The organism is Aliidiomarina soli, from assembly GCF_003986975.1.
GTDB lineage: Bacteria > Pseudomonadota > Gammaproteobacteria > Enterobacterales > Alteromonadaceae > Aliidiomarina > Aliidiomarina soli.
The window spans coordinates 138,344-155,357 of record NZ_PIPO01000005.1 but is presented as its reverse complement, the minus strand read 5'-3'; the positions used below and the strand labels follow the sequence as shown (position 1 = coordinate 155,357).

Annotated in this window: 17 protein-coding genes; 5 read left to right on the top strand and 12 right to left on the bottom strand. The window is 50.2% G+C overall.

The genetic code is table 11. From position 1 onward, the window contains the following. Positions 1-250 precede the first annotated feature (250 nt). The 7 genes from CWE14_RS11555 to CWE14_RS11525 form a co-directional block, all read right to left on the bottom strand. Entirely contained in the window at positions 251-715 is a 465-nt protein-coding gene (locus CWE14_RS11555) for a hypothetical protein (protein ID WP_126799513.1), read from the bottom strand. Positions 716-917: 202 nt separating this feature from the next. Continuing rightward, complete coding sequence (locus CWE14_RS11550; protein WP_126799512.1) at positions 918-1,214, bottom strand: hypothetical protein; 297 nt, start codon at positions 1,212-1,214, stop codon at positions 918-920. 439 nt (positions 1,215-1,653) lie between these two features. Continuing rightward, positions 1,654-1,974 carry a hypothetical protein gene (locus CWE14_RS11545; RefSeq protein ID WP_126799511.1) on the bottom strand — a complete coding sequence of 107 codons (321 nt, stop codon included), beginning with the start codon at positions 1,972-1,974 and terminating at the stop codon, positions 1,654-1,656. After that, positions 1,961-2,905 carry a hypothetical protein gene (locus CWE14_RS11540; RefSeq protein ID WP_126799510.1) on the bottom strand — a complete coding sequence of 315 codons (945 nt, stop codon included), beginning with the start codon at positions 2,903-2,905 and terminating at the stop codon, positions 1,961-1,963. The genes CWE14_RS11545 and CWE14_RS11540 overlap by 14 nt, the downstream gene beginning before the upstream one ends. Positions 2,906-3,006: 101 nt before the next feature. Continuing rightward, complete coding sequence (locus CWE14_RS11535) at positions 3,007-3,468, bottom strand: hypothetical protein (RefSeq protein WP_126799509.1); 462 nt, start codon at positions 3,466-3,468, stop codon at positions 3,007-3,009. Between the two features lie 362 nt (positions 3,469-3,830). Next, entirely contained in the window at positions 3,831-4,286 is a 456-nt protein-coding gene (locus tag CWE14_RS11530; protein ID WP_126799508.1) for a hypothetical protein, read from the bottom strand. 391 nt (positions 4,287-4,677) lie between these two features. Further along, on the bottom strand, positions 4,678-5,154 hold the full coding sequence (locus tag CWE14_RS11525) for a hypothetical protein (protein ID WP_126799507.1): 477 nt from the start codon (positions 5,152-5,154) through the stop codon (positions 4,678-4,680). Positions 5,155-5,329: 175 nt separating this feature from the next. On the opposite strand from CWE14_RS11525, the gene CWE14_RS11520 reads away from it, so the two are divergent. Together CWE14_RS11520 and CWE14_RS11515 are read left to right on the top strand one after the other, a co-directional pair. Then, on the top strand, positions 5,330-6,991 hold the full coding sequence (locus tag CWE14_RS11520) for a S1 family peptidase (protein WP_126799506.1): 1,662 nt from the start codon (positions 5,330-5,332) through the stop codon (positions 6,989-6,991). Positions 6,992-7,000: 9 nt separating this feature from the next. Beyond that, positions 7,001-7,906, top strand: coding sequence for a pirin family protein (locus tag CWE14_RS11515; RefSeq protein ID WP_126799505.1), 906 nt, complete (start codon positions 7,001-7,003; stop codon positions 7,904-7,906). Positions 7,907-7,910: 4 nt separating this feature from the next. On the opposite strand, the gene CWE14_RS11510 is transcribed toward CWE14_RS11515, so the two are convergent. Together CWE14_RS11510 and CWE14_RS11505 are read right to left on the bottom strand one after the other, a co-directional pair. Continuing rightward, positions 7,911-8,603, bottom strand: coding sequence for an anti-sigma factor family protein (locus CWE14_RS11510; protein WP_126799504.1), 693 nt, complete (start codon positions 8,601-8,603; stop codon positions 7,911-7,913). Further along, on the bottom strand, positions 8,604-9,140 hold the full coding sequence (locus CWE14_RS11505; RefSeq protein ID WP_126799503.1) for an RNA polymerase sigma factor: 537 nt from the start codon (positions 9,138-9,140) through the stop codon (positions 8,604-8,606). 137 nt (positions 9,141-9,277) lie between these two features. Here CWE14_RS11505 and CWE14_RS11500 point away from each other — a divergent pair, with 137 nt between their 5' ends. Next, positions 9,278-10,768, top strand: coding sequence for a S8 family serine peptidase (locus CWE14_RS11500; RefSeq protein WP_126799502.1), 1,491 nt, complete (start codon positions 9,278-9,280; stop codon positions 10,766-10,768). Here CWE14_RS11500 and CWE14_RS11495 read toward each other — a convergent pair. After that, positions 10,758-11,681 carry a surface lipoprotein assembly modifier gene (locus tag CWE14_RS11495; protein ID WP_157981816.1) on the bottom strand — a complete coding sequence of 308 codons (924 nt, stop codon included), beginning with the start codon at positions 11,679-11,681 and terminating at the stop codon, positions 10,758-10,760. The two genes, CWE14_RS11500 and CWE14_RS11495, sit on opposite strands and share 11 nt — an antisense overlap. Before the next feature lie 161 nt (positions 11,682-11,842). Between CWE14_RS11495 and CWE14_RS11490 the strand changes: the two genes are divergently transcribed. Both CWE14_RS11490 and CWE14_RS11485 read left to right on the top strand, forming a co-directional pair. Beyond that, positions 11,843-12,790 (top strand): DUF4382 domain-containing protein, encoded by a 948-nt coding sequence (locus tag CWE14_RS11490; RefSeq protein WP_126799500.1) that lies wholly within the window; start codon positions 11,843-11,845, stop codon positions 12,788-12,790. A gap of 111 nt (positions 12,791-12,901) precedes the next feature. Continuing rightward, complete coding sequence (locus CWE14_RS11485; protein ID WP_241972396.1) at positions 12,902-14,881, top strand: hypothetical protein; 1,980 nt, start codon at positions 12,902-12,904, stop codon at positions 14,879-14,881. 9 nt (positions 14,882-14,890) lie between these two features. Here CWE14_RS11485 and CWE14_RS11480 read toward each other — a convergent pair whose 3' ends face one another. Next, entirely contained in the window at positions 14,891-15,433 is a 543-nt protein-coding gene (locus CWE14_RS11480) for a DUF924 family protein (protein ID WP_126799499.1), read from the bottom strand. A gap of 55 nt (positions 15,434-15,488) precedes the next feature. Next, positions 15,489-17,009, bottom strand: coding sequence for an HAL/PAL/TAL family ammonia-lyase (locus CWE14_RS11475; protein ID WP_126799674.1), 1,521 nt, complete (start codon positions 17,007-17,009; stop codon positions 15,489-15,491). Between the last annotated feature and the right edge of the window lie 5 nt (positions 17,010-17,014).

Genomic DNA, 17,014 nt, shown 5'->3' with positions numbered 1-17,014 from the left:
GCTAACTCCCGCTCTTCCGGATGCAAATAACGATGGTCTAAGGAGTCAGGGTCCTCGGCGTTGTCAGCAGCGTTATTTCCCTACACCAATGCGGCGTTACGGACCGCTTCTTCTGTACTTTCTAAAAACCTTGCAACAAGCATGCGCGGGTACTGCTGTTAATATTCAAGTTCAGGATTAGAAAGGCCTTTAGCGAAGGGTAGATTTCCTCTTTCACAGGTTACCCCCCGACTTTCTGTCGCAATAGTGCTTAAAGTAATCTCGCCGGTGGCACAGCCGTTTTATTTGGTAAAGCAAAATACGCCACAAATAGGGAAGACACCGAACCTAACACGGAATACATATTAAAAATGTAGGTCAGCTCCCACGATATATAATCAAGGCTCCAGATAACGGGCAGCCAAAAATGCGCGGCCAACCCACCGATGATCAAGATAAACGCGAAACTATACCAGGATTTTCTCAACCTGAAGGTGGCGTATATAGCGGCAGCAATAAAAGCAGGAACGCAAAAAATAGCAAAGGCGCCCAGTGAAATAAGAAATGGAACGAACACTATAATCAAAATCATATCTAACACATTGTCTAAACTTTCATACCCTTCATGGAAAACCAAACTGGTTATCATTATATAGGTACCCAGAAAATAGCCAGCAACTGCAGGACACAATGTAAATGATATAATCACTTTCCAGTACGGATAGAAGTTTTTCATAATGTACATCCCTGATTTTTTTGTGTCTTTCCTGTTGGCATTAGTCGAATAGGGTTTAAGAACTCTGAACTATCCGTGAAAAATTGAACAGTGTCAGTAAAAACTTGATTGAACCTTTTGACCAGCGATATCGAATGCGCTGGGAGCGCCAACCAGTACGACCCAGCTATTGAGGGAAGTCCACTTTCCAAGCCAGATAAAATCAATTATCTTCATCATCGCCCTTCGGAATTTCATCTGGATTCTTTAAGTAATGCCAGGTACTGATTGCATCGATAAATGTTGCAAATAACAACGCTAAGAAAAATCCGCTGGCAAGTATCCTATACCAACGCTGCTGGGGCGGGCCATATCCCTCGAAGGCCCAACCAAAATACTCATGCACTATTCGACCATATTCAACAATGTCCCACAAAACAATAGTCGCAGGTATAACAGGACCATATGTTTTCAAATTTCTAATCCAAAACGCTTTCCAGGTGTACCTGTTTTTTGTCATTGCTAACCGTTTCCATTCTCAGTCGGGTGAGGTTGCGTTTCAGGCATTCGCAAGAGTGCCGGGATATTCTGAATCACAGTTTCCGCGCTCTTACCAACGGTAGTGGCTGCAGGCAATGGTATTGCAATAGTTGCCGGAGTCTGGAAGTACGGAACATCAACTGATGAAGGCATGCCTCTCAGTGAGCTTGGAATCCAATTCGCTGCAGCAGTTGCTGGTATAGCGAAAAACCCGCCAACTACAACTGCCTGCCCCACCGACTTATTCTCATCGTAATAAAAGTTATTCGCGGCGACATTTGTGCCACTCGCAGTTGAGCCCAAAACACTGTTAAATGTCCATGACGTGCTGGCTAGTGGCGCAAAGGTCAAGGCAGTTTGCAAGGCTAATACCGTCTGACCGAGACGGTATTAGCCCGTTTATCTATCTTCGCTATCGTTTACCAGTCACCAATGAAAAGAATACCAATAAATCCAACTACGGCCATCCAAAAAACCACACTTCGAACGATCTGAATACCGATATTCCCGTCATTAAACTCTATATTTACTGGAGCCATAGGGATATCCTTATCGAACAAGTAAGTCCAAATAATTAATATAGGAATAATTCCAACAAACTGAAGCACACCACTAGCATGAAAGACAAAATACTTTAAATAAAAAACCACAACCCATAGAATCCATGCAAATATAACTACCAACACCCGAAAATTAAAAGAGATCCACTTATCTGGCCAAATAAAGTCAATTGCCTTCATCATCGTCACCATTCAAATAATTATTTAAACCCTCGCGCACGGTAGAATCATCAGGAATAAAGTCTGTGGTGTTATCATGATACCCTGATAAGTCAAGTAGCGTATTGACTCTTACACCAGAGCGCTTACCAAGCATTTCTACTAGCGCTTTCCCGTGGAGACTCGACATACCAAATTCCGCCGTCTCGTTAATCAGTTCACCATTCATATATGCGGAGCCACCCCCAGCTACTGTAGCGGTAGTACTTAGCACGAAGGCCCAAGGCCCAACCGGAGAGATTAAAAGCCCTAGATTCGCTGCACTAGAAAGGTCATCAAGGCCCTGTGCGGTAAGTGCATTGCGATAGGCCTGCCCTTCAGGTGAACTCCAATCAACATTCATCTGCTGAGACAAGCAATCGGCTGTCGCACAGGAATAATGTGGCACGCTATATATATTCCCATCCACATTGTACCCAACCTTATAACGACCTGTGTCATCTAGAGGCCTCCCTGTTAACGTATCGCGAGGTATGGATGGGTCATCTATCCGCGCCGCCGGCTCATAAAAGCTGTACCCTAAGTCCTGTTGCGTGATGTAATCCTTCGCATCGTCATTCAGCGGAATAGACTTCATATCTTTCACAATATACCGGGCATTGCCGTCTTCGCCTTGAGTCACCAAGAGCCGGCCTTCACTGCCGTCCAGATACTGAAACGTTTCGTCGGTGGCTCTTTCGATATCAAGTACCTCGCTACTCATGCCTTGCGGGTAATCCGGTGCCTCAGAGGACCGCGCATGGCGCAGCGTATCCAGCATTTCCTGCGCAGTAAAGCGCCCGTCACTGTCCTGTGCCAGTTGCTCGGCTAACTCCCGCTCTTCCGGGTGCAAATAACGATGGTCTAAGGAGTTAGGGTCTTCCGCGTTGTAGGCAGCGTTATTTCCCGCCACTAATGCAGCGTTACGGAGCGCTTCTTCGGCACTTTTAATGCAATAATCTATGAGCGAGTCTTGCAGTTTCTATCTGAATTCAGATCTCATAGAAGCTCACCTCAAGATGACTTACCGTCTTTAGGTGATTGTTTTGTCACCTTAGGAAACGCTAGCCACGACGTTAACAAGCAAGAAAGAAAACCAGCTAAAAAGAAATAATACTGAATAAAAAGTGGCTTATCTGTATCCACTATCTGCTTTCCACCGGAGAAAATCACTCCCACCCAAAAAAGAGCCGTCACTCCTCCTAGTAAAGCGGTAAATAGATAATTAACGAGTCTTCCCTTCATCTTAAGAGAGACACATAATAACGAAATGGCTAACATAGGGATGCAATAAATTAAAAAACCTACGACAGAGAACATAAATAGAAGAGCAAAGAATACTCCCCCATCTACCGGCTCCCCCTTTTTAATAAAATCCCAAGCCGTTGAAACAACAATAATTCCTGCACCACCCATTGCCGGAGAACTCATAATAATTAAAAAAACCTTCCATGACGGGTAAGTGTAATCAGTCATGGTTTACCCCTTGAGATTCTGAATAATTCATTAATTTGCATCCAAATTTAATTTTCAATTCATAACCAAATGTTAGCCATAAATTTCTTCTGTGGTTCTTAGACTTCGTTCAACACCACGCCACCGGCTGGCAGCAGAATAATATCGTCACCTGCCTGAACACCGGAGCCTTCAATCACAATCCAGCACGGTCTCCATGGTCGAATAACAGCCACTGCGAGCCCTGCTTGTTCAATTTTTAAAGAGCAATTGCAACAGGCTATGAGCGGGTCGGTGTTGCAGTTAATAGTTGAATTCAGGATTCATAATCTAAAGTCTCCATACCACAATCACTGAGTTAGAGAATAGTGATAGTAGCTAGCTCAGAAAGGCTTCTTAGGCAATACCAAGCAGGCCATAAAAACAGATGAAAAGGCTCCCAGAGAAAAAAACAAAAAACTCTTATAGCTAGAAAAATCAAAAATATTTTCAAATGAAACCTCCGTGCCCATTAAAGAAGATAAAATTAACATCCAAAAATGTGCTGCGAAGCCTCCCGAAAAGAAAACGAGAGCATAACTAGACGCTTTTCTATAAAGTTTATTCTTTACATAAAGCCAAGCCAAAAAAGAGGCCGGAATCCCAAAAAATAGAAAGCCATAAAGCCCAAGGATAAAATACAACCATATACCCCAAAATCCATATTGATGAACTGCAGTAGCGCGACCATTGGTAAAGAAATCATAAAAATCCGGCACTAGAAAAAGAATAAATCCTGATAAAATTGGGCAGATCGAAAACCCTATAAATACTCTCCAAGATGGGTAATTAGGAATCATGGACTACACCCCTGCTCTTTTGAGATACAGAAAACAGCCTGCAACTGCAGTTGAGTCAAATAACGCATAGATCCACTCACCAATGGCTACTGCATTCCAAAGATACGTAAAAATGAAAGCTACAAGCGCATAATTCTTGAGCTGTCTAACCCAAAATGCTTTCCAAGTATACTCAAATGTTCTCATGATCCGCCCTCATTCTGCGGTTGGTTACTCTCAGCTTCAGGCAGTCTTATCAAGGCTGGAATACTAGCATCTTGAAGCTTGGCTCTCTGACTTTCGGAAACGCTAACCACGACGTTAGCAAACAAGAGAAAAACCAACTATCGTAAAAATAAATAGGAGCTATCGTACGCGCATCACAGATGTAACCGCGAATCTGCATCACTAGCTATTTCGCATTCTCCGGTGGTACAACAGGTGGTTTCGGTAGTACAAAATAAGCTACAAATAAGGACGAAAATGCCCCTAATGCAAAAAATAAAAAGTGATTAAGGGTGCTAAAGTCAAAAAGATCCGAAATTTCACTATCAGACCTGGGTAAAGCGAACAAAAGGTACGCCCAAAAATGAGCGCCTCCGCCACCAAGAAAAAAAACTAAAACATAGCTAGCGAGCTTACGGTAAAGCTTCAGGTGTGTATAAATACCCCCCAACAACCCTGCAGGCACCCCAAAAAGTAGCAATCCAAAAATACCGAGAACACAATAGAGCCAAAACCCGAATAAACCGCTCTCATGAATTAATGTCGGTGTACCATTAGAAAAAAAATTATAGAAGTCAGCCGTTAAGAATAAAAACATCCCTGACAGCAATGGGCACATCAAAAATCCAACAATGACTCTAAAAGATGGATATGTATATTTCACGATTTATCCTTGAGTTGAAGCACATGCTCTCTCTATCCACCACAGCATAGTGCGCAGCGCCGTTACCTTGCTATCATCCAGGCGTTCGACTTGAGTCTTACAAACCGATTCGCTATTGGCTATAAGGCTGTTATCCGGTACATTTACCTTATCATTACACCTGCCAAGTTTATTTATGCGATATATCTATCTCAGCGCTCTTTTCGCCACTTTTGTCTGCTTTTATACGACATCGGCGTATGCACAATCCAGTCCTGCGTCAAAAACGCCGGTTCTGGCTGCACCGGAGAGCGAGCAAGACATTAACGCGCTGTCAAAAGCGGTGGTTCAGATCCGCACTCCAAACTCGACCGGTTCAGGCAGCATGGTGGTTTACCAGGGCCGTCTGATGGTGTTCACCAACCGCCATGTCACCGAAGGCCACGACAGTGTAGAAATCGCTATTCTTAAAGATGTGCACGAACCTGCGGTACCGACATTCAGGGGTGAACTACGAGTATTTTCAGCTGAATACGACCTCGCGGTTTACGAAGTCAACGAAGATATAGAGGGCCGCACGGTCACCGCAGAGCAGCTGAATACTAGCGATAACCCCTGGGAATATCAGTTACCACAACTCGAATTTATTGATGCCGACGACGTACTGAGTCGCGGAACACCACTCGCCTTGCTTGGCTACCCAGGGTTAGCTGGTGACGAGCTGGTTTACACCGCTGGTATCGTTTCTTCTGTGCAGATGACTGATTTTAATCAAAAACGCATGGTTGCTTGGTATCGGACCAACGCGGAAATGTCGCCCGGTAACAGCGGTGGTATTGCATTAACCAATGATGGCCGCGTGATTGGCATCCCAACCATGGTCGCAATGGAAGAGCGCACAGGTGGGCGGCTTGGCAGTATTCTTTCGATTCCACTGGCCTTCGCGGTTATGCAAAGCGATGACTTACTAACCAGCTGGGATGACTACTACAACCCAGACGACCACCTCAATCCGGAAGGTGAGCCGACCTATGGCCAACACACTCTTGCCGGTTCACAACTGAATTTACCGTTGACCGCAGGGGGCAGCCGCAGTGCCAGTTACCTCGGCGAGCTATGCACTGGGTATGCGGCAGAAAACCCGGACGCCACTTTAACTCTTCGTGAAGTCACGGAACGCCTGACTATCGAGTTTAATGCCAGCGAAAGCACCAAAGACGCGACCATGGTTGTGCGGGCACCTGATAATAGCTGGCACTGCAACGATGATCGCGAAGCGGGGAATTTGAATCCGGGACTTTATCTTGAGCAGGCTCAGCCGGGCGACTACCAGGTATGGGTCGGTGGCTATCAGCCAAGTGACTTTTTTAGCGGCAACGTTACCGCCTATTCCGCAGGTGTAGAAACAACCACAGCAGAGGCCAGTGGCGCATTCAACTTAAATGGTGACCCTTTATACGGAACCCATCAATTAAGCGCTTTTTTTCTCCCCGATCCGCACAGTATTGAGGTGGTTGCAGGCGGTAATGTCGATATCAGCGAGACCATCGACGGCTCTGGCTGCACCGGGTTCGCCGCTGCCAACCCTGACGTCCGTATGCATTTCAGCGGCTCTACTGCAGGACTGAAAGCTTACTTCGTTGCAGACAACCCAATAGAAGATGCCACCATCGTTATTAATACACCGGACGGTAGCTGGCACTGCAATGACGATGCCCATGGCTCCACCCTGAACCCAATGCTTGACCTCGCCACCAGTGGCGAAGGTCGCTATGATATTTGGATTGGCAGCTATCGTCAGGGCAATTACATTAGCGGCAAACTACACTTTACCGAGATGAGTGTAGAGGTCCCTTAAGGAGTCCCCATGACCAATATGGCCCGAACTGCTGAACAACCCTGTGACACACAGTCTGGAAGTGATGAAGTGCGGCGTGTTATCACGCCGCGGGAAACTGAGCTGGGCGGCTTTGTGGTGCGCCGTTCCATTCCAACCCGCGAGCAACGTAGTCTGGGGCCGTGGATCTTTATCGACCACATGGGGCCAGCCGATTTCCAGCCGGGCCATGGTGTCAACGTGCCGCCGCATCCGCATATTGGTCTGGCTACGGTTACCTATTTGTTTGATGGTCAGATCCTGCACCGCGACTCCCTCGGCAGTGAGCTGGTGATTACCCCGGGGGCGATCAATCTGATGGTAGCGGGCTCCGGCATTGTTCATTCAGAGCGGGAACCGGCTGAGCTGACAGAACAGGCTCACAGTATGCATGGCCTTCAACTGTGGCTTGCATTGCCCGACGCCGAGGAACAATGTGCTCCTGAGTTCCACCACTACAGTGCCGATGAACTCCCCAGCGACGAGGGTATCAAGGTACTTATCGGCGAGGTCAACGGGCTGCGTTCACCGGTTAAAACCTTTAACCCAACCTTGTTTGCCGAAGCACGATTGTCAGCCGGTGATAGCATTCAGTTGCCGGAGTACGACGAAGTCGGGGTTTACCTGCTTAGCGGCGCGGCCAACATTGGTACCCAGCAAGTCCAGCCCAATCAACTGGTGGTATTATCCCGCCGCGGATTGTCACTTCAGTGCAGCGACGATTGCCATTTGGTTATGCTCGGTGGCAGCTCGGTCGGCAAACGTTACCTGGACTGGAATTTCGCAGCCTCCAGCACCCAGCGTTTAAAACAGGCCCGCGAGGACTGGAAAGCCGGACGCTTTGCTAAGGTGCCCGGCGACGAAGACGACTTTGTGCCTTACCCGGGCAGCGACTAACGCACTAATCTGCCTGCAATTGGCGCAAAGCATTACGCTCTTCTTCAAGCGATAAGGTCGGCCCGGCGCCCAGCTCACGCATGCGCTGCTGAATGCTGATGTCACCTGTCGCCAATGAATAATCGCCCTCGCCTGCTCTGATGCGTTCAAACTCATGCATAGTTAACCAGCCTTCGCCGTCGTGCCGGCAGGCAAGGCCTTCAGTGATTTGCTCATCTCCGACATGATAAGCACGGCAAAAAGCCCCATCGCCGGTAAAGAAACTAAAATGGCTCATGAAGACCTGACCATTCTCCATTTCGACCATTTCTCCGCTTTCCGCCGTTGCTAGTTGCTCTACCGTATACTCCCAGTCGCTCTGCTGACGACCCAGAATAAAAACCACCAACACAGCCACACAGACTACGCTGGCAACCGCTGACAAAGGTATTGCCCAACGTTTTCTGAACTGAACAACCTCGCCTTGTGTGGCTGCTGGCTGGTGCCCTGCTCCTGCTTTAAGAAGCCGTTCAGACATAGCACTGCCCTCGATTTGTCGCGCATGCGCCTTCACCTGCTCATCGACATACATCAGTTCGGCCAATCGTTCGCTGATGGCTTCATCCTCCGCGATGGCTTCACGCACAGCATCCATTTCGGCGGGCGACAGGGCCTGATCAATAAACGCCGACAGTTTTTCGTCTGAGATATGCTTCACTTAATGTACCCCTTTGTAAGTCGTTACCTGCTGCAATGTTTGTAACGGCCCATTTTCATCCGCCAACAAAACAACCAGTGCCGCGCGCGCTCTGGCCAGTCGACTCATTACTGTGCCGACGGGAATATCCAGGGTTTGCGCCGCTTCTTTGTAGCTGCATCCCTGTACCGCTACCAGACTCAATACTTCATGCTGCTCAGGCGGTAGCTTTTGCATCGCTTTGCCTACGCTATCCAGCCTTACCGCCAGCTCTTGCTCACCATCGGTGGTATGCCTTTGCTGTAATTCCGTCAGTGATTCCGGCAATTCGGCGGCGCGCTGCCGTGCTTTTCGCGCACGGTACTCGTCAATCCAAACATTACGGCAAATGCGAAATGCCCAGCGAATCAGTGCGACGTTCTCAGGCGCTGGCGCTTTTAAAACTCGTTCCAGGGTATTCTGCACCAGATCATCTGCGTCAGCGTGCGAATTAGTTAACGAAAAAGCGAACCGCCGCAATGCTGGAATTAAACTGAGCAACTCTGTTTGTAGCGCCATCTTGCTAGTAGTCCTTTCCAAGTTGTTGCTCTATGGGTAACGTATACTCACATCAGTTTATTCCGTCATAGAGGAATAATTCTGTATGCTCAGACGTTAGCACAAACAAAAGATAACTTTATTCAGGAGCTGGTTCCATGGTTAAAAGCCGCGCCGCATCATACGCTACATTGACTTCTTGTCTGGTGTTCATGCTGGCTGTGCTACTCAGTACCCCAGCCGTTGTTGCTCAGCAACGTCCTGAGCGCCCGCGGCCACCGAATGAACAGGCCGAACGAGCGATGGAGCGGCGTGCCGAACAGGCCATTCGGCGTGCTGAACGTGTCGAACGGCAATTGCCCGATGTCGCACAACAGGCCCAAAGCAGGGTTCTCGAGGCTATGGAACAGCGCCTGCAGGGACTTGCTCATGCGCCCGGTCAGCAGATCCGTCAACCAAGGTTACCCACGCAGCTAGAGGTGCGTGATAATCGCGGACAGATCCGCTTTCAGGAAATAGAAATTGAACCTTTTGTGCGAATTGTTCAGCAGGAATGGGTGTTACTAACCACTGAACAAGAATTTGAGGCCCTCGAAGGGACTAACAACCCATTGTTAGATTATGTTCAGTCCCGCCAACTACTGGGTAGCCTCAATCAGCAATTACTTACTCTGCGCGTACCAACGAATCTCGATAGCCAGTCAGCGCTTGAAGCAATGTTGCCAGAGCCTTTACAGGCACGGCTGGATCGGCAACACGTCTATCAGTTGCAAAGTACGCAGTTGCAAAGTTCCCAGTCCCAACGCTCTCGGTTTTTCGGTGACGATGCGGCTGATGCACTGTCGAGGCCGCTTTCCGAAGTCTGTGATCTGCCGGTTAAAGTCGGCGTTATCGATACTCAGGCCGATGACAGTCATCCCATCTTCCAACGAGCGATGACTGAAAAACGTATCCACCAGCAGCTTTTTCTCGACTCAGATGGCATCGCTTCAAGTTCACATGGCACCGCCGTCAGTGGCCTGTTAACAGGGTATGCCGAGAATCGGTTAGCACCATTATTGCCCAACGCTCATATATATCAGGCTGCAGTTTTCTATCAACAGGCGAGCACCCACCAGGGCAGCCGGATTACTGACTTGCTAACTGGCCTAAACTGGCTCAGTGAAAGCGGGGTTAGCGTAATTAATTTAAGTCTGGCCGGCCCGCCTAATAACTTGCTGGAGCTGGCCGTCAGGCAACTGACTGCCAATGGAACCACACTGGTTGCAGCAGTGGGTAACCAGGGGCCGCACGCGCCGCCCCAGTATCCGGCAGCGTACCCTGATGTGATTGCGGTAACGGCCATCGATCGCAGTGGTCGCGTTTACCCCTGGGCGGTGCAAGGCTCTCATCTCGATTTCAGTGCACTGGGGGTTAATATTGACTTACCCACGGCAGAGGGCCAGTGGCAATTGCAATCCGGGACCTCACTTGCCACCCCTGTGGTAACCGCGTTTGCAGCCTGCAATCAGCAGCACACGCCAGCACGAACTCGCGCAGCGCTGATCGATAAAGCCTTTAGCTTGAATGCAGGTGAACACAGCACGATAGTTGGCTCAGGTCTGCTTCATCCGTCTTCTTTGCCTTCCTCAGACAACCCTAGAAACTAGCCCGCATACCCACTGCCAAGCGGGTCTCTGCGTAGTCAGCTGTTGGCAGTGTCGAGCGATAACGGCCTCGTTCTAACTGAGTCACAGCTGACAACCAATCAAAAAGTGCGACACTAAACTGTGCCTCTGCCAGCAGTTGGGTATCCTCTCTGACGACTTCTATCCAGCTACTTTCTGCTTGGTAGTCGCGTTCCACCCAGCGCGCGTTTAATTGCAACCGAGCGTCGCGTTGCCACAGTGTCATACGCTGCGAAACACCGAGCCGCAATGCCCAACCTGAATAACTAAATTCGTCTTCTACCGCATCTTCATCGTTCAGGCTCAGACCCAGGCTAACAAAACGCTGAGCGTCGTTGGAGAACCAGAACAGATTACCCATTACACCGGTTGCATCTGCACTGCGTTCAGCTAGTTCATCAAACCGTTTATGCGCAAGCAGCACTGACGTTCTTACATACCACTGATTACCGAACAGTCGCGCCGCGTAAAGTGAGCTTTGGTTTAGCGACATAAAGCCCTCGCGTGCCAACAGCGCATCGGCATAATAGTGATTCGCCCCTATGGTCACACTGGCAACATCATGGCTGGCGTCGACATACAATAAATGAGTCCGCAGATCATAGCTGGGGTACTCTGTATACTGACGTTCGCTTAAGCCATACCCTGCATCCACCCGGGTTCGCTGGTTTAGTTGCAGGCTAGCATCGAGGTTTAAATCGAGTGCTAACGCTGAGTCACTATCATTGATAGCGGTATCAAGTTCGACCACGCTGATGTTGCTATGGTGCTCGTAACTAGTCTGTAGAGACCCTGTATAACTTAATTCTGGCTTTCCCTCGCCCTGTTGCGCATAGACTGGCGCGCCCATAAACAGTGTCGCTAGGAATAAGTAAAATGGTGACGATAGTCGCATAATCATTTCAACATGGTGCGTTTAACATCCGAGGGATGAACATAAGGGCGTTCAACATAAGTGATCTCATTAAAAAAACAAAGACTGCGGGAATAAAACCCTTCGCCAGCACGTTATCAATTTACAACATATATAAATGATGGATACAAAGGGGTTCTACTATGAAAAAACGTTGTCTTATTGCCGCTTCACTTGCTCTTGCATTAACCGCCTGTGACAGCTCAAGCACTGACGACACTGCAACATTCTCGTTTGCAGTGAGTGACGCGCCAGTCGATGCAGCCAATGCTGTACTGGTCTGCTTCGATGGGGTCGAATTGGTTGGCAACGGCCTGCCACCACAGGAGTTCGATATCGGCAGTAGTGACGCCGCGGTGCCGGCCAATGATCTTTGCCTGGATGAAACAGGCAACGTAATTCCGGGCACTGTCGGAATTGATTTATTAACGTTACAAGGCGCGAATGCAGATTCTCTGGTCAGTAATGCACAGGTACCAGCGGGCGAATATGGCCAATTACGGCTCAACTTTGTCAGTGCCGGAAGTTATGTCGAACTGACGGATGGAAGCAAACAAGCACTGGATGTGCCATCCAACCAACTGCGCCTTGACGGTGTGACCTTAACCGCAAACCAAACGTTTAACTACACCTTAGAGTTTGATTTACGCCGCGCTTTGGTTGCGCCTCCGGGCCTGCCTAATTACCTGCTTAAACCTCGCGGTCTGCGTCTGGTAGATGACTCTGCGGTCGGGCACATCGCTGGCGAGTTAGACGAAATGTTGTTAATTGAGCACGATTGCTCGGTCGCTCCAAGCGATAACGAGCAGGCTGTTGCCGGGGTTTATCTGTATCCGGGTCATGACCTGGCTACCGCGGACATGTTCGACAACAGTGATGAGCGCTCCGCCTATGCCAGCACCGCTGTGTATTTCGACGGCGCTACAAGCTACCCCTTTGCTATCGGCTTTATTGAAGCTGGCCAGTACACTCTTGGTCTGACGTGTGAAAGCAGCGACGACCCGGATGTCGAGGAAGCACTAACCTTTGTCCATGCTCAAAACGTTACCATTGACGAAGGACAGACTCTGGACGTCGTGGTCGGCAACTAAACTTCGGCAAAAAGGGAAACCGTGTCTGGTTTCCCTTTTTTAATGTGCGCTTATCCTGTGCTGTGGTAGCATTTCCCCAGATAAAAACAATGCATACAGCAGGGAAATAATATGGCTTACGATTTCGGCTCACAGAGCCTGGGGATAACCAACCCGTTTAAAAAGGAAGGGGCAATTCGCCTGGTCGGGGGACTGGTGATTACCTTACTTGGCGTTTATGCGCTGCTTCAGGTGACCTCTTTAATTGCTGAACAACTCATTTCTGCCTGGATCTACGCCGCGGCCGGTTTCTTACTTCTGATTACCGGGCTACGCCGTTGTGGCAGCGGCCTGATGCAGTTATTCAAGTTCTTCGTCGGCCGTTCGGTGCCATCGTCACTGACCCGGAACCTGACCAAGAGTGAGCGTGAAAACGCCGATATTGAAGCCAAACAAGGCTCGCTGGCGTACACCGCGAGTTCGCTTGAGTCGATGCTGATGGGGCGCAAGAACTCGACCTTCAGCGAACCTGAAGGCTGGATGGGACGCCTGGTTCACTCGGTGTTTCCACGCCTGGTTTTCATGCCCTACCCGATCCGCAATGTGGTTCAGCAGGTGGCATCGGCAGTGGTGACCACGCTTATTGCCTTCGTCGCCTTTGGCTTAACCTATTTTGTTGCCACCACTGGCTTAGCCGGAACCGCCGGGCATATTATTCTGCCTGCGTTCTCGGTATTGCTGCTTATTTACCTGGTTTCTACCTGGCGCAACGCGGCGATTAACGTCAAGCTGGACCGGGTCAAACAGCTGCAGAGCGCAAACGCGGCCAGCGTTGCCAAGATCATTGCCTTCTCGATTATCTTTCCGGTGCTGATTGGTCTTGGCTACCACTACTTGCAGACCAACTCGCCACAGACGCTGGCAGAGCTGAGCTTTATGGGGCAGAACATTGAATTATTCAGCGCCTGGCCGATGCTGTTCTTATTACTTGGCTTAGCCGTCATTATTACCGGCCTGGTCATGGTGTTGGTCAACGGACGAGCTCAACAGGTCAACACCGCGACTGAAGTCGCCGAGTACCGTGAAAACCTGCAGGAGTCGGTGCACCCGAACGAGATTTTCATCAACATTGAAAACATCGTGCTGGCGAACCGCCGCTACAAAGAGGTTCCGAACCGGACCTACATTAACTTTGACCCTAAGCTGAATGAACAGAGCCAGGGCAAAGGAGACTTCTCCGGTGAGCTGCTGATTGAAACCCAGCCAGCCTTTGCCAAGCACGAAGCACAACCGGTTCATTCGCTGGTGCGTCTGCTTTCAACCGGCCTGGCGCAGGTGCTGATTGTGACTGGCGCGCTGCTATTTCTACTCTTAACCGGGAAAATTAGCGAGTTGTATCAATTCTTCAGTGCCTCCGCCCCGGCTTTGAGCCAAATGAGCGAGTCTCAGGCGATCAGTTGGCTTGGCCAGGCGTCAGGCGTGGTGGTCGCCACGGTGGCAATGCTGTTTGCGTTCTTAGTGGTCTCGATGATGGGCCGCTTACTGGAAGGCTTCACTCATGTTTTCTGGGCCGAGCTTCAGTTCAACTCGTTGCTGATGTACATGAAAACTGAAGGTACTTTCTCGGAATCGAAGATTTCCACCGGGATGTCAATCCACGACTCCACCCGCAGCGAAAACGTGATTGTTAAATCGTCTATTACGCCATGGATTGTCAGCTCACGAATTACTACCAGTACCTTCGCAACCAGCGGTCAGAACAATGTTGAGATGCCACGCTACGTGATGTCGATGCATAAAAACGAAGACGAACTGAACATGATTGTGGATGAGATCCGTGACTTCCTGCGTGGCCGCGAAAATATCGCTGGTTTCACCAACACCAAGGATCTGCAACATGCGGAGAATATTTTGCGTGTCAATCAGGTCTCACGCGGCCAGGAAGGCGACAGCAACAACCCTAAGCTGACGCAGAAAGAAGACGACCAAGCCGCTGGCTACCTGCGTAATGCCGAAGCCAACGAGGCGACCAGCGCTGAAGCCGGTGACGCCCCCCAAGGCGGTCATGCCGACGAGAGCGCCCAGAGCGACGACACCAATCCAGCCCGCTAACCAGCCGGGCTAAAAACCGGAACCGGGCTGCTGCAGAAACTCGATTTCTTCTGCAGTAGACTCGCGTCCGAGCACCTTATTGCGGTGTGGATAGCGGCCAAAACGGTCGATAATTTCTTTGTGTTTGTATTCAAACTCAAGGTTCTCTTCCAGTCCCGGCTGCTTATACAAGCGCACCGCTTCTTCATGGATTAGCTTTGACTCACTGTGCATATAGGGCATGTACAAAAACGCACGCTGACGGGCCGGAATGGCCTGGTCTGCTTCATTGGCGACTGCTTCCTGAGCCAACGCGAGTGCTAACGCGTCCTGGGCAAACGCCTGCGGGGTATCGCGGAACATATTGCGGGAAAACTGATCAAGCAGAATAACTTCCGCTAAGCGCCCCTGTGCAGAGGCTCGCCAGTGAGACAGCTCACAGCGCGAGGCTTGCTGATGCAGCTCAGTGAAGCGTTCTTTGATGGTCGCATCCAGGCTGTCGCTTTTGCTGAACCAGTCTGCGGGTGTGAGTTCTTTGAACCAGAAATTTAGTACCTGAGTGGGAACCGCCATAAACATACCCTGATTGTGTTTGGTATTATCGTTAGTTTAGGTCCCAGCTTAGGCGTTAATCAACATACAAATCAAGGGCTTCTGCACGTACCTCTTGCAACCAGAAGCGAAGCTCATGATCAAGCCGCCGGTCTGACTCAAGTAACACAAAATCCTCGTCAATGCGCTGCATGAAGTTTAGCAACTGCTCGCTCGCCGGCACCCCTGACTCAAACTGCAAGCGTAACTGAGAGGCCTGCCAGGCCGCCAGCATGGTCGCTACCACCACCTGCTCGGTCAGCTCAAGTACGCGCATAGCATCGCGGGCGGCAATGGTGCCCATGCTGACTTTGTCCTGATTATGGCACTCAGTTGAGCGGGAAAACACCGACGCTGGCATGGTGTGTTTCAACGCTTCTGCGGCCCAGGCTGAACACCCAATCTGCACCGCTTTAAAGCCATGGTTAATGCTCGCCTCGGCACCGGTTGCAGCCGACAAATTAGCGGCTAAACCATTGTTGGTTCGGGCATCGAGCATCAGCGCCATTTGCCGGTCATGCAAATCAGCCAGGTTGGCGACCAGCGTTTTGAGGGTGTCCATCGCCATGGCGATATGGCCACCGTAGAAATGACCGCCGTGCAATACACGCTCGCCAACCGGATCGATAATCGGGTTGTCGTTGGCACTATTCAGCTCATTTTCGATGGTGTGCTGTAAAAACGGCAGAGTATCGCATAGCACGCCAATAATATGTGGCGCACAGCGCAATGAGTATCTGTCCTGCAGGCGTGCGGTGTTGCGCGACGCTTCAGTATCCAGCAAGTCTTCGCGCAGCCAGGCCGCTACCTGCTGTTGCCCGGCATGGGGTTTAACCGCAAACAAAGTTTCATCAAAATGATACGGATTACCAGCCACACCAACACAAGCCAGCGCGGTAACCCGGGTCGACAAGCGGCTGAGGTAGTCTGCACGACGCCAGGCTAAACAGGCAATGGCGGTCATCACCGCGGTGCCGTTCATAATGGCAAGGGCTTCTTTGGGCTTTAACTGGTAGGGGTCGACACCCAGCTGCGCGAAGGCATCGGCTGCCAGCATGGTCTGCCCGCGAAAGGTGACTTCGCGTTCACCGATCAAGGCGCCAGCGACATAGGACAGTGGGGTTAAGTCACCGCTGGCGCCCACGCTGCCTTCCTGGGGGATCAAGGGCAAAATATTGTGCTTGAGCATTAGCGCCAGGTATTTGAGCAGTTCCATGCTGACCCCGGAATAGCCTTGGGTCAGCGAGCAAAGCCGCACCGCCAGAATGGCGCGGGTTTCGGTCGCCGAGAACATCTCGCCTAAGCCACAGCCATGAAAACGAGTCAGGTTCACTGGTAAGGCGCTGGTCAGCGCTTGCGGCACCGCCACGGTGCAACTGTCGCCATAGCCTGTGGTTACGCCGTAAACGGCGCCCTCGTCATGCAGCAGACGCTGAATAAACTGTTCACCGGCGTGAATTCGCTGCGCAAATTCGTCTTGCTCGCTAATCACTGCATCGGCCCGCTCAAAGGCTATAGCGACCACGTCCTCAATGGTTAAGCGCTGTTCACCGAACATCACCA

Bases quoted from the DNA above. Each gene is read 5' to 3' on its own strand.
- CWE14_RS11550 (WP_126799512.1), bottom strand. From the start codon at position 1,214: ATGACAAAAAACAGGTACACCTGGAAAGCGTTTTGGATTAGAAATTTG.
- CWE14_RS11555 (WP_126799513.1), bottom strand. From the start codon at position 715: ATGAAAAACTTCTATCCGTACTGGAAAGTGATTATATCATTTACATTG.
- CWE14_RS11515 (WP_126799505.1), top strand. From the start codon at position 7,001: ATGACCAATATGGCCCGAACTGCTGAACAACCCTGTGACACACAGTCT.
- CWE14_RS11490 (WP_126799500.1), top strand. From the start codon at position 11,843: ATGAAAAAACGTTGTCTTATTGCCGCTTCACTTGCTCTTGCATTAACC.
- CWE14_RS11485 (WP_241972396.1), top strand. From the start codon at position 12,902: ATGGCTTACGATTTCGGCTCACAGAGCCTGGGGATAACCAACCCGTTT.
- CWE14_RS11505 (WP_126799503.1), bottom strand. From the start codon at position 9,140: ATGGCGCTACAAACAGAGTTGCTCAGTTTAATTCCAGCATTGCGGCGG.
- CWE14_RS11480 (WP_126799499.1), bottom strand. From the start codon at position 15,433: ATGGCGGTTCCCACTCAGGTACTAAATTTCTGGTTCAAAGAACTCACA.
- CWE14_RS11475 (WP_126799674.1), bottom strand. From the start codon at position 17,009: ATGTTCGGTGAACAGCGCTTAACCATTGAGGACGTGGTCGCTATAGCC.
- CWE14_RS11500 (WP_126799502.1), top strand. From the start codon at position 9,278: ATGGTTAAAAGCCGCGCCGCATCATACGCTACATTGACTTCTTGTCTG.
- CWE14_RS11530 (WP_126799508.1), bottom strand. From the start codon at position 4,286: ATGATTCCTAATTACCCATCTTGGAGAGTATTTATAGGGTTTTCGATC.
- CWE14_RS11495 (WP_157981816.1), bottom strand. From the start codon at position 11,681: ATGCGACTATCGTCACCATTTTACTTATTCCTAGCGACACTGTTTATG.
- CWE14_RS11535 (WP_126799509.1), bottom strand. From the start codon at position 3,468: ATGACTGATTACACTTACCCGTCATGGAAGGTTTTTTTAATTATTATG.
- CWE14_RS11520 (WP_126799506.1), top strand. From the start codon at position 5,330: ATGCGATATATCTATCTCAGCGCTCTTTTCGCCACTTTTGTCTGCTTT.
- CWE14_RS11545 (WP_126799511.1), bottom strand. From the start codon at position 1,974: ATGAAGGCAATTGACTTTATTTGGCCAGATAAGTGGATCTCTTTTAAT.